This is a genomic window from Neorhizobium sp. T25_13 (assembly GCF_002968675.1).
Lineage (GTDB): Bacteria > Pseudomonadota > Alphaproteobacteria > Rhizobiales > Rhizobiaceae > Neorhizobium > Neorhizobium tomejilense.
Window position 1 is genome coordinate 273,863 of sequence record NZ_PVBI01000001.1, and the last position, 20,354, is coordinate 294,216.

The 20,354-nt window shown below is 62.1% G+C and carries 14 protein-coding genes; 8 read left to right on the plus strand and 6 right to left on the minus strand.

The window, feature by feature from the left end; all coding sequences use genetic code 11:
• Positions 1-13: 13 nt before the first annotated feature.
• The 6 genes from C5J22_RS30950 to C5J22_RS01410 all read right to left on the minus strand — a co-directional run bounded on the left by C5J22_RS30950 (position 14) and on the right by C5J22_RS01410 (position 9,472).
• Positions 14-1,462, minus strand: coding sequence for an HEXXH motif-containing putative peptide modification protein (locus tag C5J22_RS30950; protein WP_172746470.1), 1,449 nt, complete (start codon positions 1,460-1,462; stop codon positions 14-16).
• A gap of 271 nt (positions 1,463-1,733) precedes the next feature.
• Positions 1,734-3,434, minus strand: coding sequence for a S8 family serine peptidase (locus C5J22_RS01390; RefSeq protein WP_245440255.1), 1,701 nt, complete (start codon positions 3,432-3,434; stop codon positions 1,734-1,736).
• A gap of 33 nt (positions 3,435-3,467) precedes the next feature.
• The gene (locus C5J22_RS01395; RefSeq protein WP_105436825.1) at positions 3,468-4,493 is read right to left on the minus strand and encodes a phosphatase PAP2 family protein; all 1,026 of its coding nucleotides are present in this window, start codon (positions 4,491-4,493) and stop codon (positions 3,468-3,470) included.
• 39 nt (positions 4,494-4,532) lie between these two features.
• On the minus strand, positions 4,533-6,485 hold the full coding sequence (locus tag C5J22_RS01400) for an SARP family transcriptional regulator (RefSeq protein WP_205837141.1): 1,953 nt from the start codon (positions 6,483-6,485) through the stop codon (positions 4,533-4,535).
• Positions 6,486-6,773: 288 nt separating this feature from the next.
• Complete coding sequence (locus C5J22_RS01405; RefSeq protein WP_105436826.1) at positions 6,774-8,495, minus strand: M28 family peptidase; 1,722 nt, start codon at positions 8,493-8,495, stop codon at positions 6,774-6,776.
• Between the two features lie 176 nt (positions 8,496-8,671).
• Positions 8,672-9,472 carry an IclR family transcriptional regulator gene (locus C5J22_RS01410; protein WP_172746471.1) on the minus strand — a complete coding sequence of 267 codons (801 nt, stop codon included), beginning with the start codon at positions 9,470-9,472 and terminating at the stop codon, positions 8,672-8,674.
• Positions 9,473-9,757: 285 nt separating this feature from the next.
• Here C5J22_RS01410 and C5J22_RS01415 point away from each other — a divergent pair, with 285 nt between their 5' ends.
• From C5J22_RS01415 to C5J22_RS01450, 8 genes are all read left to right on the plus strand, one after another.
• Positions 9,758-11,410 (plus strand): ABC transporter substrate-binding protein, encoded by a 1,653-nt coding sequence (locus C5J22_RS01415; RefSeq protein ID WP_105436828.1) that lies wholly within the window; start codon positions 9,758-9,760, stop codon positions 11,408-11,410.
• 121 nt (positions 11,411-11,531) lie between these two features.
• Complete coding sequence (locus tag C5J22_RS01420; protein ID WP_105402691.1) at positions 11,532-12,509, plus strand: ABC transporter permease; 978 nt, start codon at positions 11,532-11,534, stop codon at positions 12,507-12,509.
• The gene (locus tag C5J22_RS01425) at positions 12,502-13,416 is read left to right on the plus strand and encodes an ABC transporter permease (protein ID WP_105436829.1); all 915 of its coding nucleotides are present in this window, start codon (positions 12,502-12,504) and stop codon (positions 13,414-13,416) included. The genes C5J22_RS01420 and C5J22_RS01425 overlap by 8 nt, the downstream gene beginning before the upstream one ends.
• Positions 13,413-14,429: an ABC transporter ATP-binding protein gene (locus tag C5J22_RS01430; protein WP_105436830.1), complete on the plus strand. Its 1,017-nt coding sequence runs from the start codon at positions 13,413-13,415 to the stop codon at positions 14,427-14,429. The genes C5J22_RS01425 and C5J22_RS01430 overlap by 4 nt, the downstream gene beginning before the upstream one ends.
• 2 nt (positions 14,430-14,431) lie before the next feature.
• A complete protein-coding gene (locus C5J22_RS01435; RefSeq protein ID WP_371412537.1) occupies positions 14,432-15,415 on the plus strand; it encodes an ABC transporter ATP-binding protein in 984 nt (327 codons plus the stop codon).
• A gap of 12 nt (positions 15,416-15,427) precedes the next feature.
• Positions 15,428-16,432 carry an NADPH:quinone reductase gene (locus C5J22_RS01440; protein WP_105436832.1) on the plus strand — a complete coding sequence of 335 codons (1,005 nt, stop codon included), beginning with the start codon at positions 15,428-15,430 and terminating at the stop codon, positions 16,430-16,432.
• Positions 16,432-18,318: a hydantoinase B/oxoprolinase family protein gene (locus C5J22_RS01445; RefSeq protein WP_105436833.1), complete on the plus strand. Its 1,887-nt coding sequence runs from the start codon at positions 16,432-16,434 to the stop codon at positions 18,316-18,318. The genes C5J22_RS01440 and C5J22_RS01445 overlap by 1 nt, the downstream gene beginning before the upstream one ends.
• A complete protein-coding gene (locus C5J22_RS01450; protein WP_105436834.1) occupies positions 18,305-20,353 on the plus strand; it encodes a hydantoinase/oxoprolinase family protein in 2,049 nt (682 codons plus the stop codon). Before C5J22_RS01445 ends, C5J22_RS01450 begins: the two co-directional genes overlap by 14 nt.
• Position 20,354 lies beyond the last annotated feature (1 nt).

Genomic DNA, 20,354 nt, shown 5'->3' on the forward strand with positions numbered 1-20,354 from the left:
CCGCGCCCACCCATCACGCATGCTCCATCACCGTCGAACTTGACGTTCCCGCCAGCGCGACATCCTGGAAGCAAAACTCATCGGGAGGCTGCCTGGCGGCTTTGCGGATCATATGGAGCCGGCCATCGTACCAGAGGCTCAGGCCATCGCCGCTGCTCTGCAGCATCGGGCGGCCCATTCTCGGGTCGATGGGCTGCTCCCCCCGCAGCAGCACCTGCCCGAGATCCCAGGCCTGACGATCCACGACACACAGGCGCTGGGCATAATAGGCCTTGCGCCGAGCCAGCGGCTCGCACTCCAGAAGCCGGTCGATGAGCGCCAGGATTGCGGCGCCCCAGGATGGAATGACGGCGATGTCCCGGAGATCGAGAAGAACATCGCCGCCCAGACGCTCGATCCCCTCGCGGGCGATATCGATGAGCGGAATTAGGCGGGCAGCATACGCAATGACAAAAGCTGCTTCCCGCGCGCGGTGCTCAGGCGGTGCTCTTAAAGGCAAGCATGCGATGCGGACGGCGCACTCCCAGGGAATGGCGTAGGCCGTATGCACGATGCTTTCGAGCGTCTGTAAACTGTGTGTGTATGGCGATACGTATCGCAGCTCGACGGGCAGCGATAACGGCGCGGCTGCCGTATAGAGCCGCAGCAGGACATGCCCTGCTTCGCGCAGAAGCTCAGAGGCAGTCGCCGGATAGTCTTCGGCGTCCAGCTTTTCCTGCGACAGGACCACGATGGCACTCCCCGGCAGGTCGCCGGAGCTGGAGAACGAGCTTATCGCACCGCGCCGGGTGCCAATATAAAGTGTGTGAAGCCCTGCAGTCAGCCGTTGATAGCCACCGGGATCGACGGTCGAAATCAATTCGATTGCCTTGGTGAGATGATCGTCGATCCGGTCCAGGTCGTGGTCGCTCATCTGGGCCTGCTCGAAGCCGGGATCGGCCGGCCGGCAATGAGCGATGCGCCTGCGCATGGTGCGGCTCGCTTCCAGACTGTCGATCGGGACGAGACCGATACCACAGGCAAGCCGGCGGGCGGGACGGCGCTCGAGAGCAAGGTCCTCAGCCACGAGATCAGGCTGCAGGCTGTGGTCTACAACTTCAGAACTGGCGCCGTCGACGTAGCTTTCCAGCCCGCGCTGAAGCTCATCCATCCAAGCCGCCAGTGCGGGAGACCGGTAAGGGTCGCTTCGCACGGGCAGGAAGGCGGTGGTGGGCAGGAACGCGTCGGCATCATGATATCCGCCATCAGCAAGACCTGGGAAATAACGTGCCAACGCCTCGACCCTTTCTCCGCAACCCGGCAGCTCGGAAGCGGCGGCAAGAATTCGGGCATAACGGGGTCGCTGTTTCAGCATGTTGCCCGTTGCAGCCGCATTGACGAAACCGGACTTTGAAAAGAGCGGATTGCGCTGGAGCAAGGCTCTCGCCTGATCCGCCAACGGCTCGATCTGATAAGCAGACATCTCAAGCTCTCCTCGCCCCGGACGCTTCGAACCTCATCATGAGGCGCGCCACTTCAGGGAAGATTAGTTGCCGCCAGAACCGGCCGTACCGACGGCCCTCCGGCTTGAAACCACGATCTCGTCTAGTCTTCCGTTGAGAGGAGCTTCTTGTGGACCCGTCATCGGCACGCCAGCACCGCGTTAAACTTCCGTGAAAAGGAAGCTTAATCGACAAAAAAGCCCCCTTTTTTTAGGGGGCTTCGATCCTGGTGACCTTTGCCGAGAATCGGCCTTACGGAGACAATACGGCAGCGATGGCTGCCGGGACATCGGGCAGGCCAAACCCGAAGAAATAGCTCATGTCGAGAGCATCTTCGCCATCCGCATTCATGCAGTCGGCGGTCAATGCGCGCATTCCCGGTGCGACCATCGCATCCAGCCGAGCCGTGGATTGGAGGATCGACTTGACGGAAGGGCCGGAGAGCCGTGCATCGCCACCGTTCTTCTGGGTCTTATGGGCACGCTGGATCAAGGCGCATATGCCCCCTACCTGGGCGGAGGCTCCCGACGTGCCCCCGAACGTGGTGTAGTAACCTCCACCAATGCCGGGATTGGCTGCGGATGGCACCATGGACGACCACGGATCCGCGCCCCGGTCGTAACCGAATGCGCCGGGAAGGTCGGTCGTCAGCAGCGAGAAGTGAGAATACCTGTATTCCCGCAGCCCGAATGCCTCATGGTCATGTTGGGCGGCGAAAGGGGACAGGCGGTCGACGCGCAACTGATGACGATTGAAGACTTCGCCGTCATCGGATGGCGAGACGACCGTAAGCCCTTCTCCGTAATTGCTGTATCCGGAGCGGTAACCCTCGACCGTGACCGCGCCGACGGCGATTATCCCATTGTCATCGGCAGCGAGATTGGCCGGATAGATCAACTGACTTTCGCCGCTGTTTCCCGCAGCGCAAACGATTGGAATATGATGGCTGATGGCGACGATGAGCTGCTTGAGGATATGCCACGCTCTATCGGGGTTTGACCCCTTTTGCGGGGCTTTGGGCTCCAGCTCGGCGCCGCCCTGCTCGGCCAGAGATATACGGGCGAACAGATCGGCAGCGATCTGATTTTTCCAGCGTTCGAGATCGGCCTTCAATTCGTTCTTCGGAATAACCCGACTGCGCTTCGGGTCCGGCAAGCCGCGCGGCAGGACGATGACATCGACCCGCTGATGATAGGCGTAGAGGAATGCGGCGATGAACTGCAGCACATCGTCCTCGAAAGACGTCCTGATCGAGATCACCCGGGAGAAGGGATCGACACCGAAATAGGGAAGAACGTTGCGGTTGGCGCTTGGGCATGGCGTGCCGCCAGCACCGGAGAATACGTCCTCGGGAAGAGCCGAAGGACCTCCCTCCTGCGTCGCCACGGCCGGTTCACCGGCAATCAGGCCGGCACAGCAGGTGCCATGGGAAGCAAAAAGCGACTCCGGGTGGAACAGCCGTCGCACGACGCCCTGCGAGGCTGCATATTCCGCGACGATGTCGTCGAGATATTCCCGATCATCGTTGGATAGACCGAGATTTCCCAACGGCGCGATATCAAGCCCCGCGAAGAACGCCTGCTTTTCCTCACGGTCGAAGGATGTGGTCGCATCGAGGATTTCGGCGACGCGCGAACCGTAGCGGTGGCTCGTAAGGTCGATCGAGGCTTCACGGTCAAGCCGGGTCGCCAAATTCGGATGATCGGGCGCTATCCCAACATCGATGAGCGCCACGCGGGCGGGATGGATGAGACCGGCAGCCGCGATCGTATCCCAGACACTTCCCCCGATCTCCGGGTCGGGGACCGGACGCGCCGCAGTCTCGTTCTCGGACGGCGGTACGAACGGCGGCGAACCGTAGTCGGCATCGATGACGCCCAACGCCGTCAGATGCCAGAGATAATAGTAGTTCATCGGCGCGGCCTGCGGCGCTTCCATGTCGGCGGACGTCATGATCTTCGTTCTCCCCAAAGAATAAAATCGGCCTCAAACCCATTCGTCGTGGACCGCCTGGAAAAGCGGCCCGAACGCATCGTGGAGGTATGGAGCGAACCGCCGCGCCAAGTCCCGGCCAGCTTGCGTATCGCTCGGATAATGCAATCCGGCCCATTCGCGATTTTCGGCAACATTCTGCGCGATACGGGCGAGTTCGTCCGTTGCCGGATGTTCGGGCAGGATCGTCGAGAAAGCGAATACAATCGAAAAACACTGGAAGGCATGGTTGCTGGGATAGGATTCGTGCACCGGCACGGGCAGAAGCGGTCGCAACAGGGATTCGAACTGGTTCGGCCGGAGCCTGTTGAACTGGCTCTTGTAGAGAAGCCCGACATATTCGCAGGCGGTCAAGATCGCCTGAAACAAGCCCTCGGTCTGTTCGTACCCGCCGATGTCCTCGATATACAAGGCGCGGGTAAATTCCGACACAGAAATGGTCGCCTCGGCCTGGATGTCGGGCAATCGCCGCGCCCGCTCACGATCGCGCCGCTGCATGGAAAGCAGCACCGCCGCTTCCAGCCGGGTGTAGTCCGGACCGGGTGGTGGCGGGATGTCGAGCATTTCCCATGTAAAGCGCCGCGCGGCCGTGAACGCGTTGCGCGACGGCTGCTGGTGCAATCGGCGCAATTCGAACGCCGGAATGAGTTGCGATACGCCGAGGCTCGCGCCATCCATCGTCGATTTGTTTTTGTTCTTATTCTTATTTTTGTTCTTATTCTTGTTCTTGTTCAGCGTGGCCTTGTTGAGAACCGACTTGTTGGCGACGCCCTTGTTGAGGACCGAGGCAGCTGCCGCCATTGTCGCCATCATCAACGGAGGCTCGTCTATGGATAGGTCCTCCTCAGGCATATGGGCCGGCGCAGGTGGAACGGGGGAAGACGGCTCCACCGCCACCGGAATGGCCTCGACAGGCCTCGGTTCGCAAGGGAGAACCGTATCCGGTTCAACTCTAAATTTATAAGAATTCAGAAAATCTACAATCTTTGATTGTTCTTCCAAATTTGCTTCCCCTACCATACCCCAACCTCCCCAAATGAGATCATCGTGAATGTTGCCTTAGCGAATTCTGGCACCAGCCTTGATCAGGCCGTCGAGCAACAGCTTGCCGCCGCCGGTGCTGAGCAATGGATAGCCCGTGCCGCGAAACGAGGTTATGGAAAACCCGTTTTCAACCTTATCAAGCCGTTCCACATACTGATGTGCAGCCTCCAAATTGCCCGTGTGAGCGTGGCTGGAAGCGAGATAGCGCAACAGGCTATTGAAGTTCGGGCGGGAATGCAGGGCATCCTCGCCTGCCGCTATTGCCGCCACGTGGTCTCCCGCCAACCCGGCGCTGATGCATTTCGTCGTATCGAAGTAGTATTTATGAGGGCTGTAGACGCCGAGTTCCTGCACCCACCGCGCCATTGCATTGGCCTTCTCCGGCTGCCCCGCATAGCAGTGCAGCATGGCATAGAGATCCCAACCCAGCGGCAAGGCCGGGTTCAGACGGATCGACTTCTCGAACAGACCGGCTGCGTAATCGTATTCCCGGAATAGGAAAGAATGCACATGCCCGACCAGCGCCAGCGAGACGGAGTTGTTGGGATCGAGTTCGAGAGCCTTTCGCGCATAGGCCTGGGCCTCTTCGATCACATGCGCATCCAGCGCGCTAAAGCGCTGGCCGACCTGGAATGTGCGGATGAAGGACAGCCAGGCGAAGGCAGACGATCGCGGCTGATATTGAATCTGCTCCTGCAGCCGCCTTTCCGCTTTTTCGAGATCGCCTCTCGAAAGCCGGAAGATCGCGTTGACCGCATCGATGAAGAGACCATCGCGGGTCAGGCGACCATCGCCGGCGCTCAACTCCTGAAACAGCGACAACTGGTCGACCGCCTGGCTGATCAGAGCCGCGGCGATCCCGTATTCGGACCGCTCCATCTGGGTGCGACCGATCATACGGCTGCCAAGCCATATGATCCGGTTGTCGAGCAGATGCTTGATCGCCAGCTCCACCAGCACCTGACTGCCATCGAAGGTCAGCCGCAGTTGAAGGCACAGCGGAAGGCCCATCTTTCGATCCGGTTGACCAAGATGCGGATCGAAGGAGAGATCGGTAACACCGAGCCCCAATCCGTCGAAGATCGCCTTGGCAAGCAGGTTCTGAAACTGCAATGCCGCGATCTGCCCCCCATCCCCGGCGCCGAGGACGATTGGCGGCTGGAGAGCGATGGTCCACTGAATATTGTCCGGGGACGGCGGCTTATCCGGATCACTGCCTGCCGCTACTGAGGGAATATTGGTCGGGCGCTGGTCAGGCAGGCCTGTCAAAGGCAAGAGCGCTGATAGCGTGCTGACGTCGCGGCGAGGTTGCTGCCGAGGTTCGAACACATCATCGACGCGCCCTTCTTCGATGCGTCGGTACCAGTTCTGTCTCTCGACCGTCAGCCAGTCCTCGAATTCAGGATCGCGGATATCCATGCCTTCGAGCAATTCGTCGGTGATCTGATCGACCAGGCGCTCGCTGCGCAGCATCTCCTCGGTGTCGAGCGCGATGCGGTCCATGTCCAGCCACACGGTGTTCTTGTCGGCGATGATCAGATCGCGAGACGAACCCAGGGCTTTATGAATATCCAGCAGGGCCTGCCTTAGGCTGGCAGCCGCCTGGTCCTCGGACCGGTCGCTCCACAATTTGTCTCTCAGCCAAACCCGCGAGCGCGATCCCCGCGCAGACAGAGCAAGCATTGCAAGAATTGCCTGGGCCTTCTGGGACCTGGGTGTGGCAGATTTCCCCTTGCTGTCGACGAGACTGAACGGGCCAAGCAGGTACATCCGGAACACTGCATGTTTTGCATCCATGCGATCCATTGGCCCAACTCGTCTTGTGCCCCTCTCGATCATCTCATCGAACCTGGGCTGCCCGTCCAGCAGACAGTCTGACACAAAAGCTGCCCTTGACAAGAGCGCTACAGGCGCACCTGCGATTCGGTAGCGCATGTCAGCGTTGTGACCATCGACGAACTGAAGCATAAAAAGCATCCTTGGAAACCGCAAATCTGCCCTAGCGCGCCGCTGTCAAAGCAGCGTCAAAACAGCGTTAAAGTCGAGACGGCGGGCTCTGCGAATGCCGGCGACGGACACCAATCCATGAATTCAACTCAGACAAATGCAACTCTATATTGCCATCAGGCTTGCAAGGGCAGCCGACAGATGCAGCCATGAGAAGAGAATGACAGATGCCAGATCGTCGACGTGAAGCCGTGAGCAAAAAAGCCCGCGCCAGTCTCCCGGCGCGGGCTTTTGTCCAGGTGTTGATGATCAGGCAGCGCGAACCAGCTGTTCTGCCTGACGCAGCGCCGAGATCACCCGGTTCTGGCCACGCACGAGTTGGGTCCTGGCGAAACCGAGCTTCTCAGGGCCGAGCTTGTCGAGATCGGCTGCCGTCGAGATGGCCGGCAGTTCCGGGATCGGCAGGGCCGGGTCGTGGCGGAAACGCTGCTCGCGGGTGTAGTTAAGCGGCACAAGGATGCGGGCGAGCCTCTGGATCACGTGGTTGGCGCTCTTCGTTTCAATCTTGCCGCTGTCGATCCCGGCGTAGAATGCGGCGAGTGCTTCGGCCAAGGACTCGACCGCCTTGCGGCTCGGCGAAAGGTCGAAGCGGTCGCCGGCCTTCTTCTGGTAGGTGTCAACCGTGTGGATGAACTCTCGTGCCGTCGCACGCCAGTCGAAGGGCAGGATCTTTGCATTGGCATTGCGCAACACGGCCAGCAGATAGACCTTGATGTCGCGCAGCATGATGTCCTTGTCGGCGATCTCCAGCGTATCGTTTTCGGTGTGCCAGGCGATATTGGCGCCGCAGCCGCCAACCGTGTAGTAGCCCTTTTCCTCGCGGTCGCGTTCCGTCATGGTCGAGGACAGCATCAGGTAGCTCGACAGACCTATATTGTTGAAGGAATAGTCGCCGGCGCGATGCGGGCGTTCGGCTTCGGCCTTCTTGCCGGCCACTTCCTCGATGACGTCGGAGAGAAAGGCTTCCGTCTCGGTCATCATGCAGAGATTGATGAATTCGGTCGCCCAGCGGCAGCCGGGGCTGTCGCAATTGACCGAGGCGACGCAGTTTTCATCGAGATCGAGCGCAAAATTGTCCGAGAACCAGGTGGAGCCGGCATAACGGCCGGTCGAGTGGCCGGGCCACCAGCAGATGCGGATCGAGCGCTTCAGCTTGTCGCGGTTGGCCCACAGCACACGGGCGATTTCGAGCAGCGTCGCGTCGCCGGTGGCATTGTCGCCGACGCCGACATCCCAGCTGTCGAGATGGCCGTGCAGGAGAACGTATCTGTCCGGCTCCTCGGTACCCTTGATGAACACTTCCGGCAGCTTCGACTTGAACCAGCCTTCTTCCATATCGGCGAAGACGGTGACCTCGGTGCCGGTCTTGGCAAGCTCGATCAGCGCATCACCGCTCTCGCGGTTGACGGCAACGGCCGGGATCGACGGCTTGCGCGGCAGGTCGTCGAGATCGGGCGTGCCCCAGACGGTGGTGCAGGTGCCCCAGTGGATATCCACGCCGGGATTGATGGCGATGACGCCGACCGCGCCGAGTTCCGTGAACTGCGAAACAAGACCCGGATTGGCAAAGCCTTCCGAGAGAACCACCTTGCCGCGGACCCGGGCGGCGAGCTCCCCGATGCCGTCGACGGTCTTTTCGAACATGGTCGAGATCGCCTTCGGCTGCAGGCTGGCAATGTAGACGATCTCGCCCTTCACGCCCTTCGATGCATCCAGCGAATAGGACGGCGGCTTGGCGCGGAAGGTCTTATCCCCTGCTTCGACGCGGGCGAGGCCGGGTAAACTGAGGAAGAGGTCGGCCTCATGCATCTTGACCTCGACGCCGTGCTTGGCGAGCCGCGCGGCGACCTCGTCCATGGCGCGGTTCACGTCGGTCGGATGCTCGCGCTTGTAGGTCGCAAAGCTCTCTACCAGAGCCCAGGGTTCATCCAGCGTCACCGCTCCCAGAACGGCAGATTCGATCTCGTTCATATCCGGCACTCCCCAATTTGTTTTATCCAATGAAACGATGTTTCACAAACATAAAACGCTAACAGAGGTTGGGGGACCCCGCAAGCGGCTTCGAAGGGCTAAAAATCGCCCTGACGAAAACGAGCGCCAAGGCGCCCGTCTATTTCCGGATGATTGGAGATCGGCTTGGTCGCGCCTCAAGCCCTTGATTTCACGAGGCCGTTTTCGCCAGGGCCGTGGATCGAAAGTCGCTCAGATATTTCCGCAGCGGCGTCGAGGGCGGCCTTCAAATGGCTTTCGCGCCGCTCCTCGTCGAAGCGGGCGACAGCGCCGGCCACCGAGATCGAGGCGATGATCGTGCCGTCGGCGCCGGTGATCGGGGCGGCGACGGAGAAGGCCCCTTCATCGAGATCGTTGAGCACGATATTGTAGCCGTTGGCGCGGATGCGTTCGAGTGCCTGGCGTAGTTTCGCCCGGTCGGTGATCGTGTAGGGCGTGAAGGCTTCGAGCGGCTGGGAAAGTGCCGCGTCGATGACCGACGGATCTGCGTAAGCCAGCAGAAGTAGCGAACCTCCGCCCGCATGCAATGGGCCATTGCGTCCCGCCTGAGCAAAAAGCCGGATTGAATGGCGACCGGCGCGGGTTGCCAGAACGTAGGTCTTCAGGCCTTCGCGCACGACAAGGTTGACGTTCTCCGATGTCCGGTCGCGGAGCGCATCCATGACCGGCCGGGCCGCGTAAAGCAGGGCGCCGTCCTTGCCAAGGCGCTCGCCGAGTACGCCGATGCGGTAGCCGAGCGAGAATTCGGCACGCTCCGGATCGCGCGATACGAAGCCGCGCTCCTCCAGCGTGTGCAGCAGGCGGAAGACCAGCGATTTGGTCATCCCCAGCGATTTTGCAAGCGAGGTCACGCCCTGGTCCGGACGATCGGCAAGGGCTTCGAGAAGGGCCAGCGCCCGGTCCACGGCCGCGATCTTGTAGTCTTTTGGTTCGGTCATCGGATGGTCTCCTCCGGCATGTGATTTGGATTGCTTGAAGCTTCTTGCAATCTTCTTGGAATGTGTTTTACTCGCCATCAATGCGAAACGATGTTTCACACAATAAAACATTGAGGGCCGGGTTGCAAACCTTTCGAAGGCGCTCGTGAATTTATTCTGTGGATTGAGTGTCGGCATTGAACGCGCGGGAAACGTGTTCGAAGGCCGATTTCGGATTTGCGATGCGGAGGGAGAAAACCCTTTGCCAACAAAGAGAATAGTCAAGCTATTCAGAGGAGAACGATCATGAAGTCCGTTTTGAGAAGTGCATTTGCAGCTTTTGTGGTGACGGCCATCGCTCTGCCCGCCTGGGCCGGCGATCCGATCCGCAAGATCACCATCCTGTCCCGTCCGCAGGCCGGCCAGCAGGCGGAATTCCAGTCCGTCCAGCTGATTGCTCAGGAATGGCGCAAGCTCGGCCTCGATGTCGAAGTCCGGGCGATCCCTTGGGAACAGATGTCCGACGAAGTCTGGTACAAGCGCGACCAGTGGGACTCGACTGCCTGGCAGATGGTCGGCCGTCCTGAGCGCTCCGATCCGGACGAGCTCATCTTCAACCTCTTTCATTCTTCTACCGCCAAGGATGGCTACAACTTCGCGGGCTACCTGAACAAGGATTACGACGCGACCGCCGAAGCCCAGCGCGGCGAGATCGATCCGGCCAAGCGCAAGGCGCTGGTCTTCAAGGCGCAGGAGATCCTCTCCAAGGATCAGCCCTACATGATGCTCGTGCATCCGAAGTCGACCTTCGCTTTCGACAAGACGGTCTGGAAGCCGGAATCGGTCATCAACCAGAGCGGCATCGGCATCCGCAACACCTGGACCTTCCTCGGCATCGAGCCGGCCGGTCCGAAGAAGGACCTGATCATCAACTCGTCCGACAATATCAAGGCTATCAACCCGCTCTATATCTCGGGCAGCGTCGACAGCTGGATCACCGAACTCGTCTGGGACCGCCTGCTGCGCGTCGGCCCGGATGGCCTGCCGAAGGCGTGGGCCGCCGAGAGCTTCACCTGGAAGGACGGCACCACGGTCGACGTGAAGCTGAAGTCCGGCATGAAGTGGCATGACGGCAAGCCGGTCACGCCTGATGACGTCAAGTTCTCGTTCGAGGCGGCGGTCGGCGGCGAAGCCCCGATGTACAAGCCCTTCGCGACGAACATCGACTCGATCACCACGAATGGCGACGCCATCACCTTCAAGCTGAAGAAGCCGGCCGCCTCCTTCGTTACCTCCAGCCTTGCCAAGGTCAACCTGATCCCGAAGCACATCTGGGAACCGATCCTGAAGGACCTCGCCGCCAAGCCAGAGACTGCCGAAAGCTATCAGGAACAGATGCCGATCGGCTCCGGCCCGTTCAAGTTCACCAGCTGGGCGAAAAACGAATCCGTCACGCTTGCAGCCAACAAGGATCACTTCGCGGCGCCGAAAGTCGATCGCTGGATCCTGCGTATCGTACCGAATGCCGAAGCCGCGCTCGGCATGCTGCGCTCGGGTGAAATCAACTTCATGGGCGAGTTCACCGGCGATCCGCAGGTGCTCATCGATGCGGCCAAGAAAGATGGCGACCTGGAAGTGGTTTCCACCGTCGACATGGGCTTCCGCTACATCGCCTTCAACGAACGTCGCGCGCCCTTCAACGACCCGGCCTTCCGTCGCGCACTTTCCGAAGCGGTCGACCGCCAGCTGATCGTCAAGGCTGCCTACAAGAGCTTCGCGGTCGGTTCGAACTCCATCGTCTCGCCGGCGCTCGAGTTCTGGCATGACAAGTCGGTCGTCGACAGTTTCAAGACCGGTCAGGCCGTTGCGGCCAAGACCCTGAAGGATGCCGGCTATACGCTGGAAGGCGGCAAGCTGCGTTATCCGGGTGACACCAAGGAAACCATCGCCGCCAAGTAATCTTCATGGGAGGCGGTGAGTTCTCCCAGGCGCCGCCTCCCTTTTTGCCTGACGCTTGACATCGGCAGCCTCGCCTTGTCCTCCCAAGGCGGCGCCGAGCCAAGAGAAGGAATTTTTTCAGATGAAGAATTTCAAGGCTGTGGGCAGCAGGTTGCTGCAGCTCGCACTTGTTTTATGGGCGGTGGTGACCATCCTGTTTCTGATGTTCCGGCTGATGCCGGGCAATCCGATGGCCGCCTATATCGACCCGACCTTTACGCTCGAGCAGCAGCAGCAGCTGATGGCCCAGTTTGGCCTCGACAAACCGCTGTGGCATCAATACCTGATCTATCTCGGTAATCTTCTGCAGGGCGAGCTCGGCCAGAGTTTTCGCTATCGCGAACCGGTCGGCCAGCGCATCTGGATCCTGCTGCCGAACACACTGATCCTCACCTTCTCCTCGCTGATCGTCGCCTATGTCTTCGGCATTCTCGCTGGCGCCTATCTCGCCTGGCGCCGCGGCAGCTGGGTGGAGCAGGCGGCCATTCCGCTGGTGCTCACCACCCGCGCCATGCCGGAGTTCTGGCTCGGCATGGTGATGCTGGCGATCTTCTCGTTTTCGCTCGGCTGGCTGCCGGCCGGCGGCACGCGCGCCCCGGGCAACGAATATTCCGGCTTTCTCGATCTCTATACCTCGCGCGATTTCCTCGCCCATCTGGCGCTGCCGGCGGCGACCTTGGCGATCTACAGCCAAGGCCTGCCGCTTCTCCTGATGCGCTCCAACATGCTCGACGTGATGAAGGAGGATTTCGTCACCATGGCCCGCATCAAGGGCTTGTCGACCTGGACCGTGGTGGTGCGTCACGCCGCCCGCAACGCGCTGCTGCCAGTGATGACCTCGTTTGCGATCGCCGTCGGCTATCAGCTGCAGGGCAATGTCGTGGTGGAATCGGTGTTCTCCTGGCCAGGCCTCGGCCGCGAACTGGTCAACGCCGTTGCCGCTTCCGACTATCCGCTGGCGCAGGGTGCCTTCCTGATGATCGCGCTCGTGGTGATCTTCATGAATCTGCTCGCCGACCTGCTCTATGCGTTCCTCGATCCGAGGATTTCCCATGCCTGAGATCGCCGCACCCGCCATCACCAAGCCGAGACGCCCCAATATTATTGCCCGGATGTTTCGCGCACTGAGACTGCCGATGAACGACCCGTTCGCGGTCGCCGGTCTCCTCATCTATCTGGTGTTCGTCGTCGTCGCCGTGTTCGCCGATCAGATCGCCACACATGACCCGACCGAAATTCTCTACACGCCAGCCTACGATCTCGCGGCGGACCTCCGGCCGGGGCAGGATGGTTTCATCATGGGAACCACCAGCCTCGGCCGGGACATCTTCTCGCAGCTCGTCTACGGCAGCCGCTCGGCGCTGCTGATCGGCATCACCGCCGCCTTCATGGTGGCGCTGATCGGCTCGGTCATCGGCCTCGTCGCCGGTTATTTCGGTCGCTGGGTAGACGCCATCCTGATGCGGCTAGCTGATATCGCCTTCGGCATTCCCTTCCTGCCCTTCGTCATCGTGCTTGCCGCCTTCCTGCGGCCGTCGATCTGGAACGTGGTGATCGCCATGGCGCTGGTGCTTTGGCGCGATACCGCCCGCGTCATCCGTAGCCAGGTGCTGACGCTGCGGACCCGCGGTTATGTCGAGGCGGCGCGGGTGGCGGGGTCTTCAGATTTCAAGATCATCCTGCGCCATATCGCGCCCAACATCCTGCCGCTCTCCTTCCTCTACGGATCCATCGCCATCGGCTGGGCGATCCTGACCGAAGCGTCGATCAGTTTCCTGGGGTTCGGCGATCCGGATTCGATCAGCTGGGGCTACATGCTGCAGGATGCGTTTGCCAGCCAGGCGCTCGCCAAACAGGCCTTCTACTGGTTCGTGCCTCCGGGCATCTGCATCATCCTCGTCGTCAGCGCGGGCTTCTTCATTACCCGCGGTTATGAAAACATCCTCTTCCCGAAGTTGAGCCGATGAGCGAACCTCTTCTTTCCGTCAGAGATCTTCGGGTCAGCTACCAGGTGGGGCGCAATTTCGTCCATGCCGTGGACGGCGCAAGCTTCGACATTCCGCGCGGCTCGATCACCGGCCTGGTCGGCGAATCCGGCTGCGGCAAAACGACGGTTGCCCGGGCACTGACGCGGGTGATTGCCGAGAATGCGGCGATCACCCGCGGCCAGATCCTGTTCGACGGCAAGGATCTCGCAAAGATCCCCGAAAAGGAGATGAATGCGCTGCGCTGGCGCGACATCGCCTTCATTCCCCAGAGCGCCATGAACTCGCTCGATCCGGTCTATACGGTCGAATACCAGCTCGACGAGGTGCTGCGCCGCCGCGGCGGCCTGGGCCGAAAACAGTCCCGTGCCCGTTCCGAGGAACTGTTCGAGATGGTCGGCATCGATGCCAACCGCTTGGCCGACTATCCGCATCAGTTCTCCGGCGGCATGCGCCAGCGCGTCGCGATTGCCCTGGCGCTCGCGCTCGATCCGAAGCTGATCATCGCTGACGAGCCGGTGACGGCGCTCGACGTCATCGTGCAGCGGCAGATCCTCGATCAGCTCAAGGAGCTGCAGACGCGGCTCGGCGTTTCGGTCATCCTCGTCACCCACGACATCTCGGTCGTCGCCTATATCTGCGACCGTACCGTCGTCATGTATGCGGGCAAGGTCGCGGAATCCGGCACGATGCAGGCGGCGCTGACAGCACCGTCGCATCCCTACACGATGGGCCTGCGCAACGCCTTTCCGGATCTGCAGGGGGCAGCCTCCGGCATCCTGACGCCGATCGAAGGCGCGCCGCCGAACCTTGCCAACCCGCCGGCCGGCTGTCGGTTCAAGCCGCGCTGTCCGTTCGCGCAGGACATCTGCGGCACCGAGCCGCCGATCGTTGACGTTGCTCCGGATCACCCGGTGCTCTGCCACCGCGCCCACGAGAGCGCTGCCCTGCGTATCGAAGCCGCCAAGACGGAGACGTGGATGGCCCCCGCATGAGCATGGTCACCAAAAAGCCGGATGTTCTGGTCTCCGTTTTCGATGCCAAGCTGCATTATGCTGTCGGCGGTGCGTTCGCGGCGATGCGCGGCAAGTCGACGGTGGTGAAAGCTGTCGATGGCGTCAGCTTCGATATCCGGCGCGGCGAAAGCGTCGGCCTGCTCGGCGAATCCGGCTGCGGCAAGACCTCGATGGGCCGGCTGCTGCTGAAGCTCGAAGAAAAGACCGGCGGCACGATCCATTTCGACGGCGAGGAGATCGGCTCGGTGCGCGGCAGCGGGTTGAAGAAATTCCGCTCCAAGGCGCAACTGATCTTCCAGAACCCGTTCGATGCGATCAATCCACGCTTCACCATCCGCCAGACGCTGGCCGAGCCGCTGGAAAATGCCGACATTCCCAAACGCGAACGCGAGGGGCGGATCATCACGGCGCTGGAACTGGTCAAGCTGCCGGGCCCTGCGCAGTTTCTCGACCGTTATCCGCATCACCTGTCCGGCGGACAGTTGCAGCGCGTTGTGATGGCGCGGGCGCTGATCCTGCAGCCGGAATTCGTGGTGGCCGACGAACCGGTGTCGATGCTCGATGTCTCGGTGCGTGCCGGCGTGCTCAACGTTTTCCGCGACGTGCGCGACCGGCTAGGCCTCACCGCCATCTATATCAGTCATGACTTGGCGCTCGTGCGTTACGTCTGCGAGCGGACCATCGTCATGTATCTCGGCCGGATCATGGAAGACGGACCGACCGAGGATATCGTCCGCGAGCCGTTGCATCCCTACACCAAGGCACTGGTTGCTGCCGTCCCCGTGCCGAATCCCGACCAGAGCCACGAGCCGTTGCCGATCGGTCGCGGTGCGCCGGACCCGCGCAATCCACCCTCCGGCTGCGTCTTCCGCGACCGATGTCCGGCGGCCCATGCGCGCTGTGCGGCCGAGACACCTCTGCCGAAGCCGGTCGGTACCCGCACTATCGCCTGCCATCTGTACTGATTGGAGTTATCGATGTTAGCCGCTTCCTACACATGCACCGGTCCCGCCGCGGAGGTTCTCTCCGTGGCTGAGATGGCTACACCGATCGCCGGTCCCGGTGAGGTGCTGGTGCGCGTGCATGCGTCCGGCATCAACCCGGCCGACGTGAAACGCCGGGGCGGTTGGCGCGGCATGGGCATGGATCACCCGTTGATCATCCCGCATACGGATGGTGCCGGCGAAATCGTCGGTGTCGGCGCGGGCGTTGATCCGGCGCGCATCGGCGAACGGGTCTGGATGTGGAATGCCCAAGGCGGATATGGCGAAGCGGGCCGCGCTTTCGGCACCGCCGCCGAATTTATCGCAATCGCCTCCCATCAGGCGGTGAAACTTGCCGATAGCCTGAGTTTCGCCGATGGCGCCAATCTCGGCGTGCCGGCGATGACCGCTTATCGCGCCGTCTTTGCCGATGGCCCGGTGAATGGCCAGACGATCTTCGTCAACGGCGCTGCCGGTGCGGTCGGGCACTTCGCGGTGCAGATGGCGGTTGCCGGCGGAGCGCGGGTGATCGGTACGGTCAGCACGCCGGAAGCTGCGGCGCACGTGAGGCAAGCCGGCGCTTTTGCGACGATCGACCGCAAGCGCGAAGACGTCTCGGCCCGCATCCTCGAACTGACCGAAGGACAGGGCGTCGATCGTATCGTCGAGGTCGATTTCGGGGCAAACCTGGAGCTCGACGCGGCCGTCCTGAAACGCAACGGCACCGTTGCCTCCTATTCGTCGAGCAGCAATCCGACGCCTGTGCTTCCCTACTACGCTTTCGCAGCCAAGGGCGCCAACCTTCGCTTCATCCAGGGTTTCCTGATCCCGGAGGATCAGCGGCTGGCGGGTGAAAGGACGATCGCCGAGCTTGCCGATGCCGGGAGACTCAAGGTCGCCATCGGTGCGACACTTCCCCTTCACGATATCGCCAAGGCCCATGAGCGCGTCGAGCACGGCGGCCTCGGCAATGTCGTCGTTCTGATCGGAGGTGCCTAGTGAGCACCCGATCGATCCATTCCACAGCATCCAACGAGGATTCCAAGATGTACAATCCCAAGGAAAGCGAAAGCTCGCCCGCAAGGGCCGTAAAACCGGAAGAGTCCCTCTGCGATCCCGTCTCGCTCGAAATCATCCGCGGGGCGATTGCCGCCGCCCAGTCGGAAATGGAAGCGCTGCTCGAGCGCACCGCGATCTCCGCGTTTATCCGCGAGAAAAAAGACTTTTATACCGCGCTGTTCGACGGTGAAGGCGTGATGGCGGTCGGCTCGATGGTGCCGGTGTTCGGCGACATGACCGGCCCGGTCTTCGACAAGTTCCCGGCCGATACGATGAAGCCCGGCGATCTCTACTGGTACAATGACTGCTACGGCTCGCGCGGCGCGGTTTCCCACTCCAACGACCAGGTTTTGCTGGCGCCGGTCTTCAAGGACGGCAAGCGTTGCGCCTTCGTGATGAGCTGGGCGCATTTCGCCGATATCGGCGGCATGCGGCCGGGCTCGATCAGCCCGGATGCGACCGACATCTATCAGGAAGGCATCATCATCCCGGTCACCAAGCTGATGGACCAGGGCGTTACCAACGAGGCGACGCTGTCGATCTTCCATCGCAACTCCCGCTTCCCCGAGCAGAGCATCGGCGACATGCGGGCGCTGATGGCAAGCGTCGACGTCGGCGTCAAACGCATCGGCGAGATCCTCGACCGCTTCGGCTCCGATGTGGTCGAGGATGCGTTGGTACAGTTGCTCACCCGCACCCGCAAGCTGGTGCGCTCCAAGCTGGCCGAGACCTTCGACTACGGCACGCACAAATTCACCGATGCGATCGACAGCGACGGACATGGCAACGGCCCGTTCAAGATGCGCCTCTCGCTGACCCGCGAGAGGCTGGCGAATGGCGAGGACAAATTCACTTTCGATGCGACCGAATCCGACGATCAGGCGCCCGGTCCGATCAATTTCCTGATGAACCGCGGCGTGCCGGGCATGGCGCTCGGTCTCTTCTATCTTGGTGGCGATCCGGGCCAAGTCTGCAACGCGGGCGGTCCGCAGGCGCTGGATGCCGTGAACCTGCGCCAGGGCTCATTCCTGCAGCCGAATTTCCCGGCCTCGCTCGGCATGCGCGGCCTGACCATGATGCGTGTGCTGTCCGCCCTGAACGGCCTCGTCAACACGGCAGGCGGCAAGGCGCCTGCCTCCAATTCGGCCTATGTCATCACCATCATGCGCGGCAACTACAAGGATGACGCGGGCGACCTGAAGCGCTTCCTGCTCGCTGACGGCATCGGCGTCGGTTACGGCGCGCGGCCGGATTCGGACGGCATCGACGCGGTCTATTTCGTGGCGCAGGAGAACTATCCGGTCGAGTTCCTCGAAGTCGGTTATCCGGTGCGGCTGCGTACCTACGGCATCGTCAAGGATAGCGGCGGCGCCGGCAAATACCGCGGCGGCTGCGGCATCATCCGCGAATACGAGATTCTTGCCGAAGACATGATGCTTGCGGTGCGCATCGACAGCGTCAAGAACCCGCCCTGGGGCATCAATGGCGGCATGGGCGGCGGTACCGGGCGCGTCACCATCAATCCGGGCCGGCCAGACCAGCGCATGGTTCCGCCGCTTTCGGACGGCAACAGGCTGGTCAAGGGCGACGTGCTGCGCATGGAGACCGGCGGGGGCGGAGGCTTCGGCCATCCCTTCGACCGTAATCTCGATGCCATTCTCGAAGACGTGCTCGGCGGTTTCGTCAGCGCCGAGTCCGCCGAACGCCTCTATGGCGTCGTCGTGAAGGGCACCAAGGTTGATCACGCGGCTACGGCCGCACTTCGCGCCAACCGTCCCGCTACCCGTGCATTCCATCGTCAGGAGTATGTCGATGTCCTCGCCTGAGACCTTTATCGATACGTCCCTTTCCGTCGCAGTCGATATCGGCGGCACCTTCACCGACGTTGCGCTTCTCGACCGTGCCACGGGCAAGGTCTGGCGGGCGAAGACGCCCAGCGTGCCTTCCGATCCTTCGGAAGCGTTCCTCAACGGCATCCGCCTGGCGCTGACCGATGCCGGCCGCGAGGCCTCCTCGCTCGGTCAGGTCCTGCATGGCACGACGGTCGCGACCAACATGATCTTGGAGGACAAGGGCGCCCGCACGGCGCTGGTCACCACCAAGGGTTTTCGCCATGTGCTGAACATCGGCCGCCAGGATATTCCCCGCAAGGCGAACCTTTATACCTGGGTGAAACCGGAGCGGCCGGTGCCGGCCTCGCGCATAGTCGAGATCGACGAGCGCATCGCCGCCGGCGGCGCCATTCTCGATGCGCTGGACGAAGACAGCGTGCGGATTGCGGCCGAAGCGATCCGCGGCATGGAGGTCGAGGCTGTCGCCATCTGCCTGCTGCATGCGTTTGCCAACCCGGTGCATGAAAAACGCGCGGCGGAGATCCTTCGCGCAGAACTGCCGCATCTCGCCGTCACCACCTCGATCGATGTACTGCCTGTGGTGCGTGAGTTCGAACGCACGCTGACGACCGTGCTCAATGCCACCGTCATGCCCGGCGTCACCACCTATGTGGGACGGCTGGAAAAGCGGCTTGAGGACGAGAAGGTCGCAGCCCCGCTGCTGCTGATGCAGTCGAATGGCGGTGTCGCCGGTGCGGCCACCATCCGGCAGGCTCCGGCGCTGACGGCACTGTCCGGTCCCGCCGCCGGCGTGGTCGGCGCGCGCTCGGTCGCCGCCGCCTGCGGCATCAAGGATATCATCACCGTCGATATCGGCGGTACCAGTGCCGACATCTGCCTCATCAAGGATGGTAAGATCGGGCTCACCCAACACGGCAAGGTCGGCGAATGGCCGCTGCCGCTTCCGATGGTCGACATGGTAACGATCGGCGCGGGAGGCGGCTCAATCGCCAAGGTAGCGGATGGCACGCTGACCGTCGGCCCGCAGAGCGCCGGCGCCCGTCCGGGGCCGGCCGCCTATGGCCATTGTGGGGAGAACCCGACGGTGACCGACGCCCATGTCGTGCTCGGCCACCTGCCGGCCCGTCTCCTTGGCGGTCGCATGGCGCTGGATGTCGAAGCCGCCCGCAAGGCGGTCGACGGCAAGGTCGCGAACCCGCTCGGTCTTTCGACGGCGACGGCCGCCCGCGGCATTCTGGCGATCGTCGACAACCACATGGTCGGCGCGGTGCGCGTCGTTTCGGTCGAACGCGGCCACGATCCGCGCGACTTCACGCTGGTGCCGTTCGGTGGCGCCGGACCTCTGCATGGCTGCGCGCTTGCCGACCTGCTCGGCATTTCCCGCGTGATGATCGCGCCGGCTCCCGGCATTCTCTGCGCCGACGGCCTGCTGGCCGCCGACCTCAAGGCGGAGTTCAGCCGCACGTTGCCGAAAGCCGGTGCCGTAGATGTGGCGACCGCCAACGGCATCATCGCCGAGCTCAAGACCCAGGCATCCGCCTGGTTCGAGACCGAAGGCGTGGCCGAAAAGGACCGCCGCATCGCGACTGTGGCGCTGCTGCGCTATCACGGCCAAGGCGGTGAGCTTGCCGTTACCTGGGGCGAGACCCGCGAGGCAGTGGAGGCCGCCTTCGCCGCCGAACACAAGGCGCTCTACGGTTTTGCCCTGGAAGCGGCGATCGAGCTCGTGACCCTGCGTGTTGAAGCAGCCGGCATCACAGTCGAACCGCCGCCCGCAATCCTCGAGGAGAGTTCCGACGTTACCCCGTTCGACCATGTGCCGGTGCATTTCGAAAGCGGCGTGACGAGCGTTCCGGTCGTCGACCGTTCGACGCTTGGTGCGGGCGCCACCATCCAGGGCCCGATGATCCTCACCCAACTCGACACGACGACATTGGTCGCACCCGGCTGGACCGGCACGGTGCACGGTTCCGGTGCCCTCCTTCTGACAGCCAAGCAGGATGCATGAG

Bases quoted from the DNA above. Each gene is read 5' to 3' on its own strand.
- C5J22_RS30950 (WP_172746470.1), bottom strand. From the start codon at position 1,462: ATGTCTGCTTATCAGATCGAGCCGTTGGCGGATCAGGCGAGAGCCTTG.
- C5J22_RS01390 (WP_245440255.1), bottom strand. From the start codon at position 3,434: ATGACGTCCGCCGACATGGAAGCGCCGCAGGCCGCGCCGATGAACTAC.
- C5J22_RS01395 (WP_105436825.1), bottom strand. From the start codon at position 4,493: ATGGTAGGGGAAGCAAATTTGGAAGAACAATCAAAGATTGTAGATTTT.
- C5J22_RS01400 (WP_205837141.1), bottom strand. From the start codon at position 6,485: ATGCTTCAGTTCGTCGATGGTCACAACGCTGACATGCGCTACCGAATC.
- C5J22_RS01405 (WP_105436826.1), bottom strand. From the start codon at position 8,495: ATGAACGAGATCGAATCTGCCGTTCTGGGAGCGGTGACGCTGGATGAA.
- C5J22_RS01410 (WP_172746471.1), bottom strand. From the start codon at position 9,472: ATGACCGAACCAAAAGACTACAAGATCGCGGCCGTGGACCGGGCGCTG.
- C5J22_RS01415 (WP_105436828.1), top strand. From the start codon at position 9,758: ATGAAGTCCGTTTTGAGAAGTGCATTTGCAGCTTTTGTGGTGACGGCC.
- C5J22_RS01420 (WP_105402691.1), top strand. From the start codon at position 11,532: ATGAAGAATTTCAAGGCTGTGGGCAGCAGGTTGCTGCAGCTCGCACTT.
- C5J22_RS01425 (WP_105436829.1), top strand. From the start codon at position 12,502: ATGCCTGAGATCGCCGCACCCGCCATCACCAAGCCGAGACGCCCCAAT.
- C5J22_RS01430 (WP_105436830.1), top strand. From the start codon at position 13,413: ATGAGCGAACCTCTTCTTTCCGTCAGAGATCTTCGGGTCAGCTACCAG.
- C5J22_RS01435 (WP_371412537.1), top strand. From the start codon at position 14,432: ATGGTCACCAAAAAGCCGGATGTTCTGGTCTCCGTTTTCGATGCCAAG.
- C5J22_RS01440 (WP_105436832.1), top strand. From the start codon at position 15,428: ATGTTAGCCGCTTCCTACACATGCACCGGTCCCGCCGCGGAGGTTCTC.
- C5J22_RS01450 (WP_105436834.1), top strand. From the start codon at position 18,305: ATGTCCTCGCCTGAGACCTTTATCGATACGTCCCTTTCCGTCGCAGTC.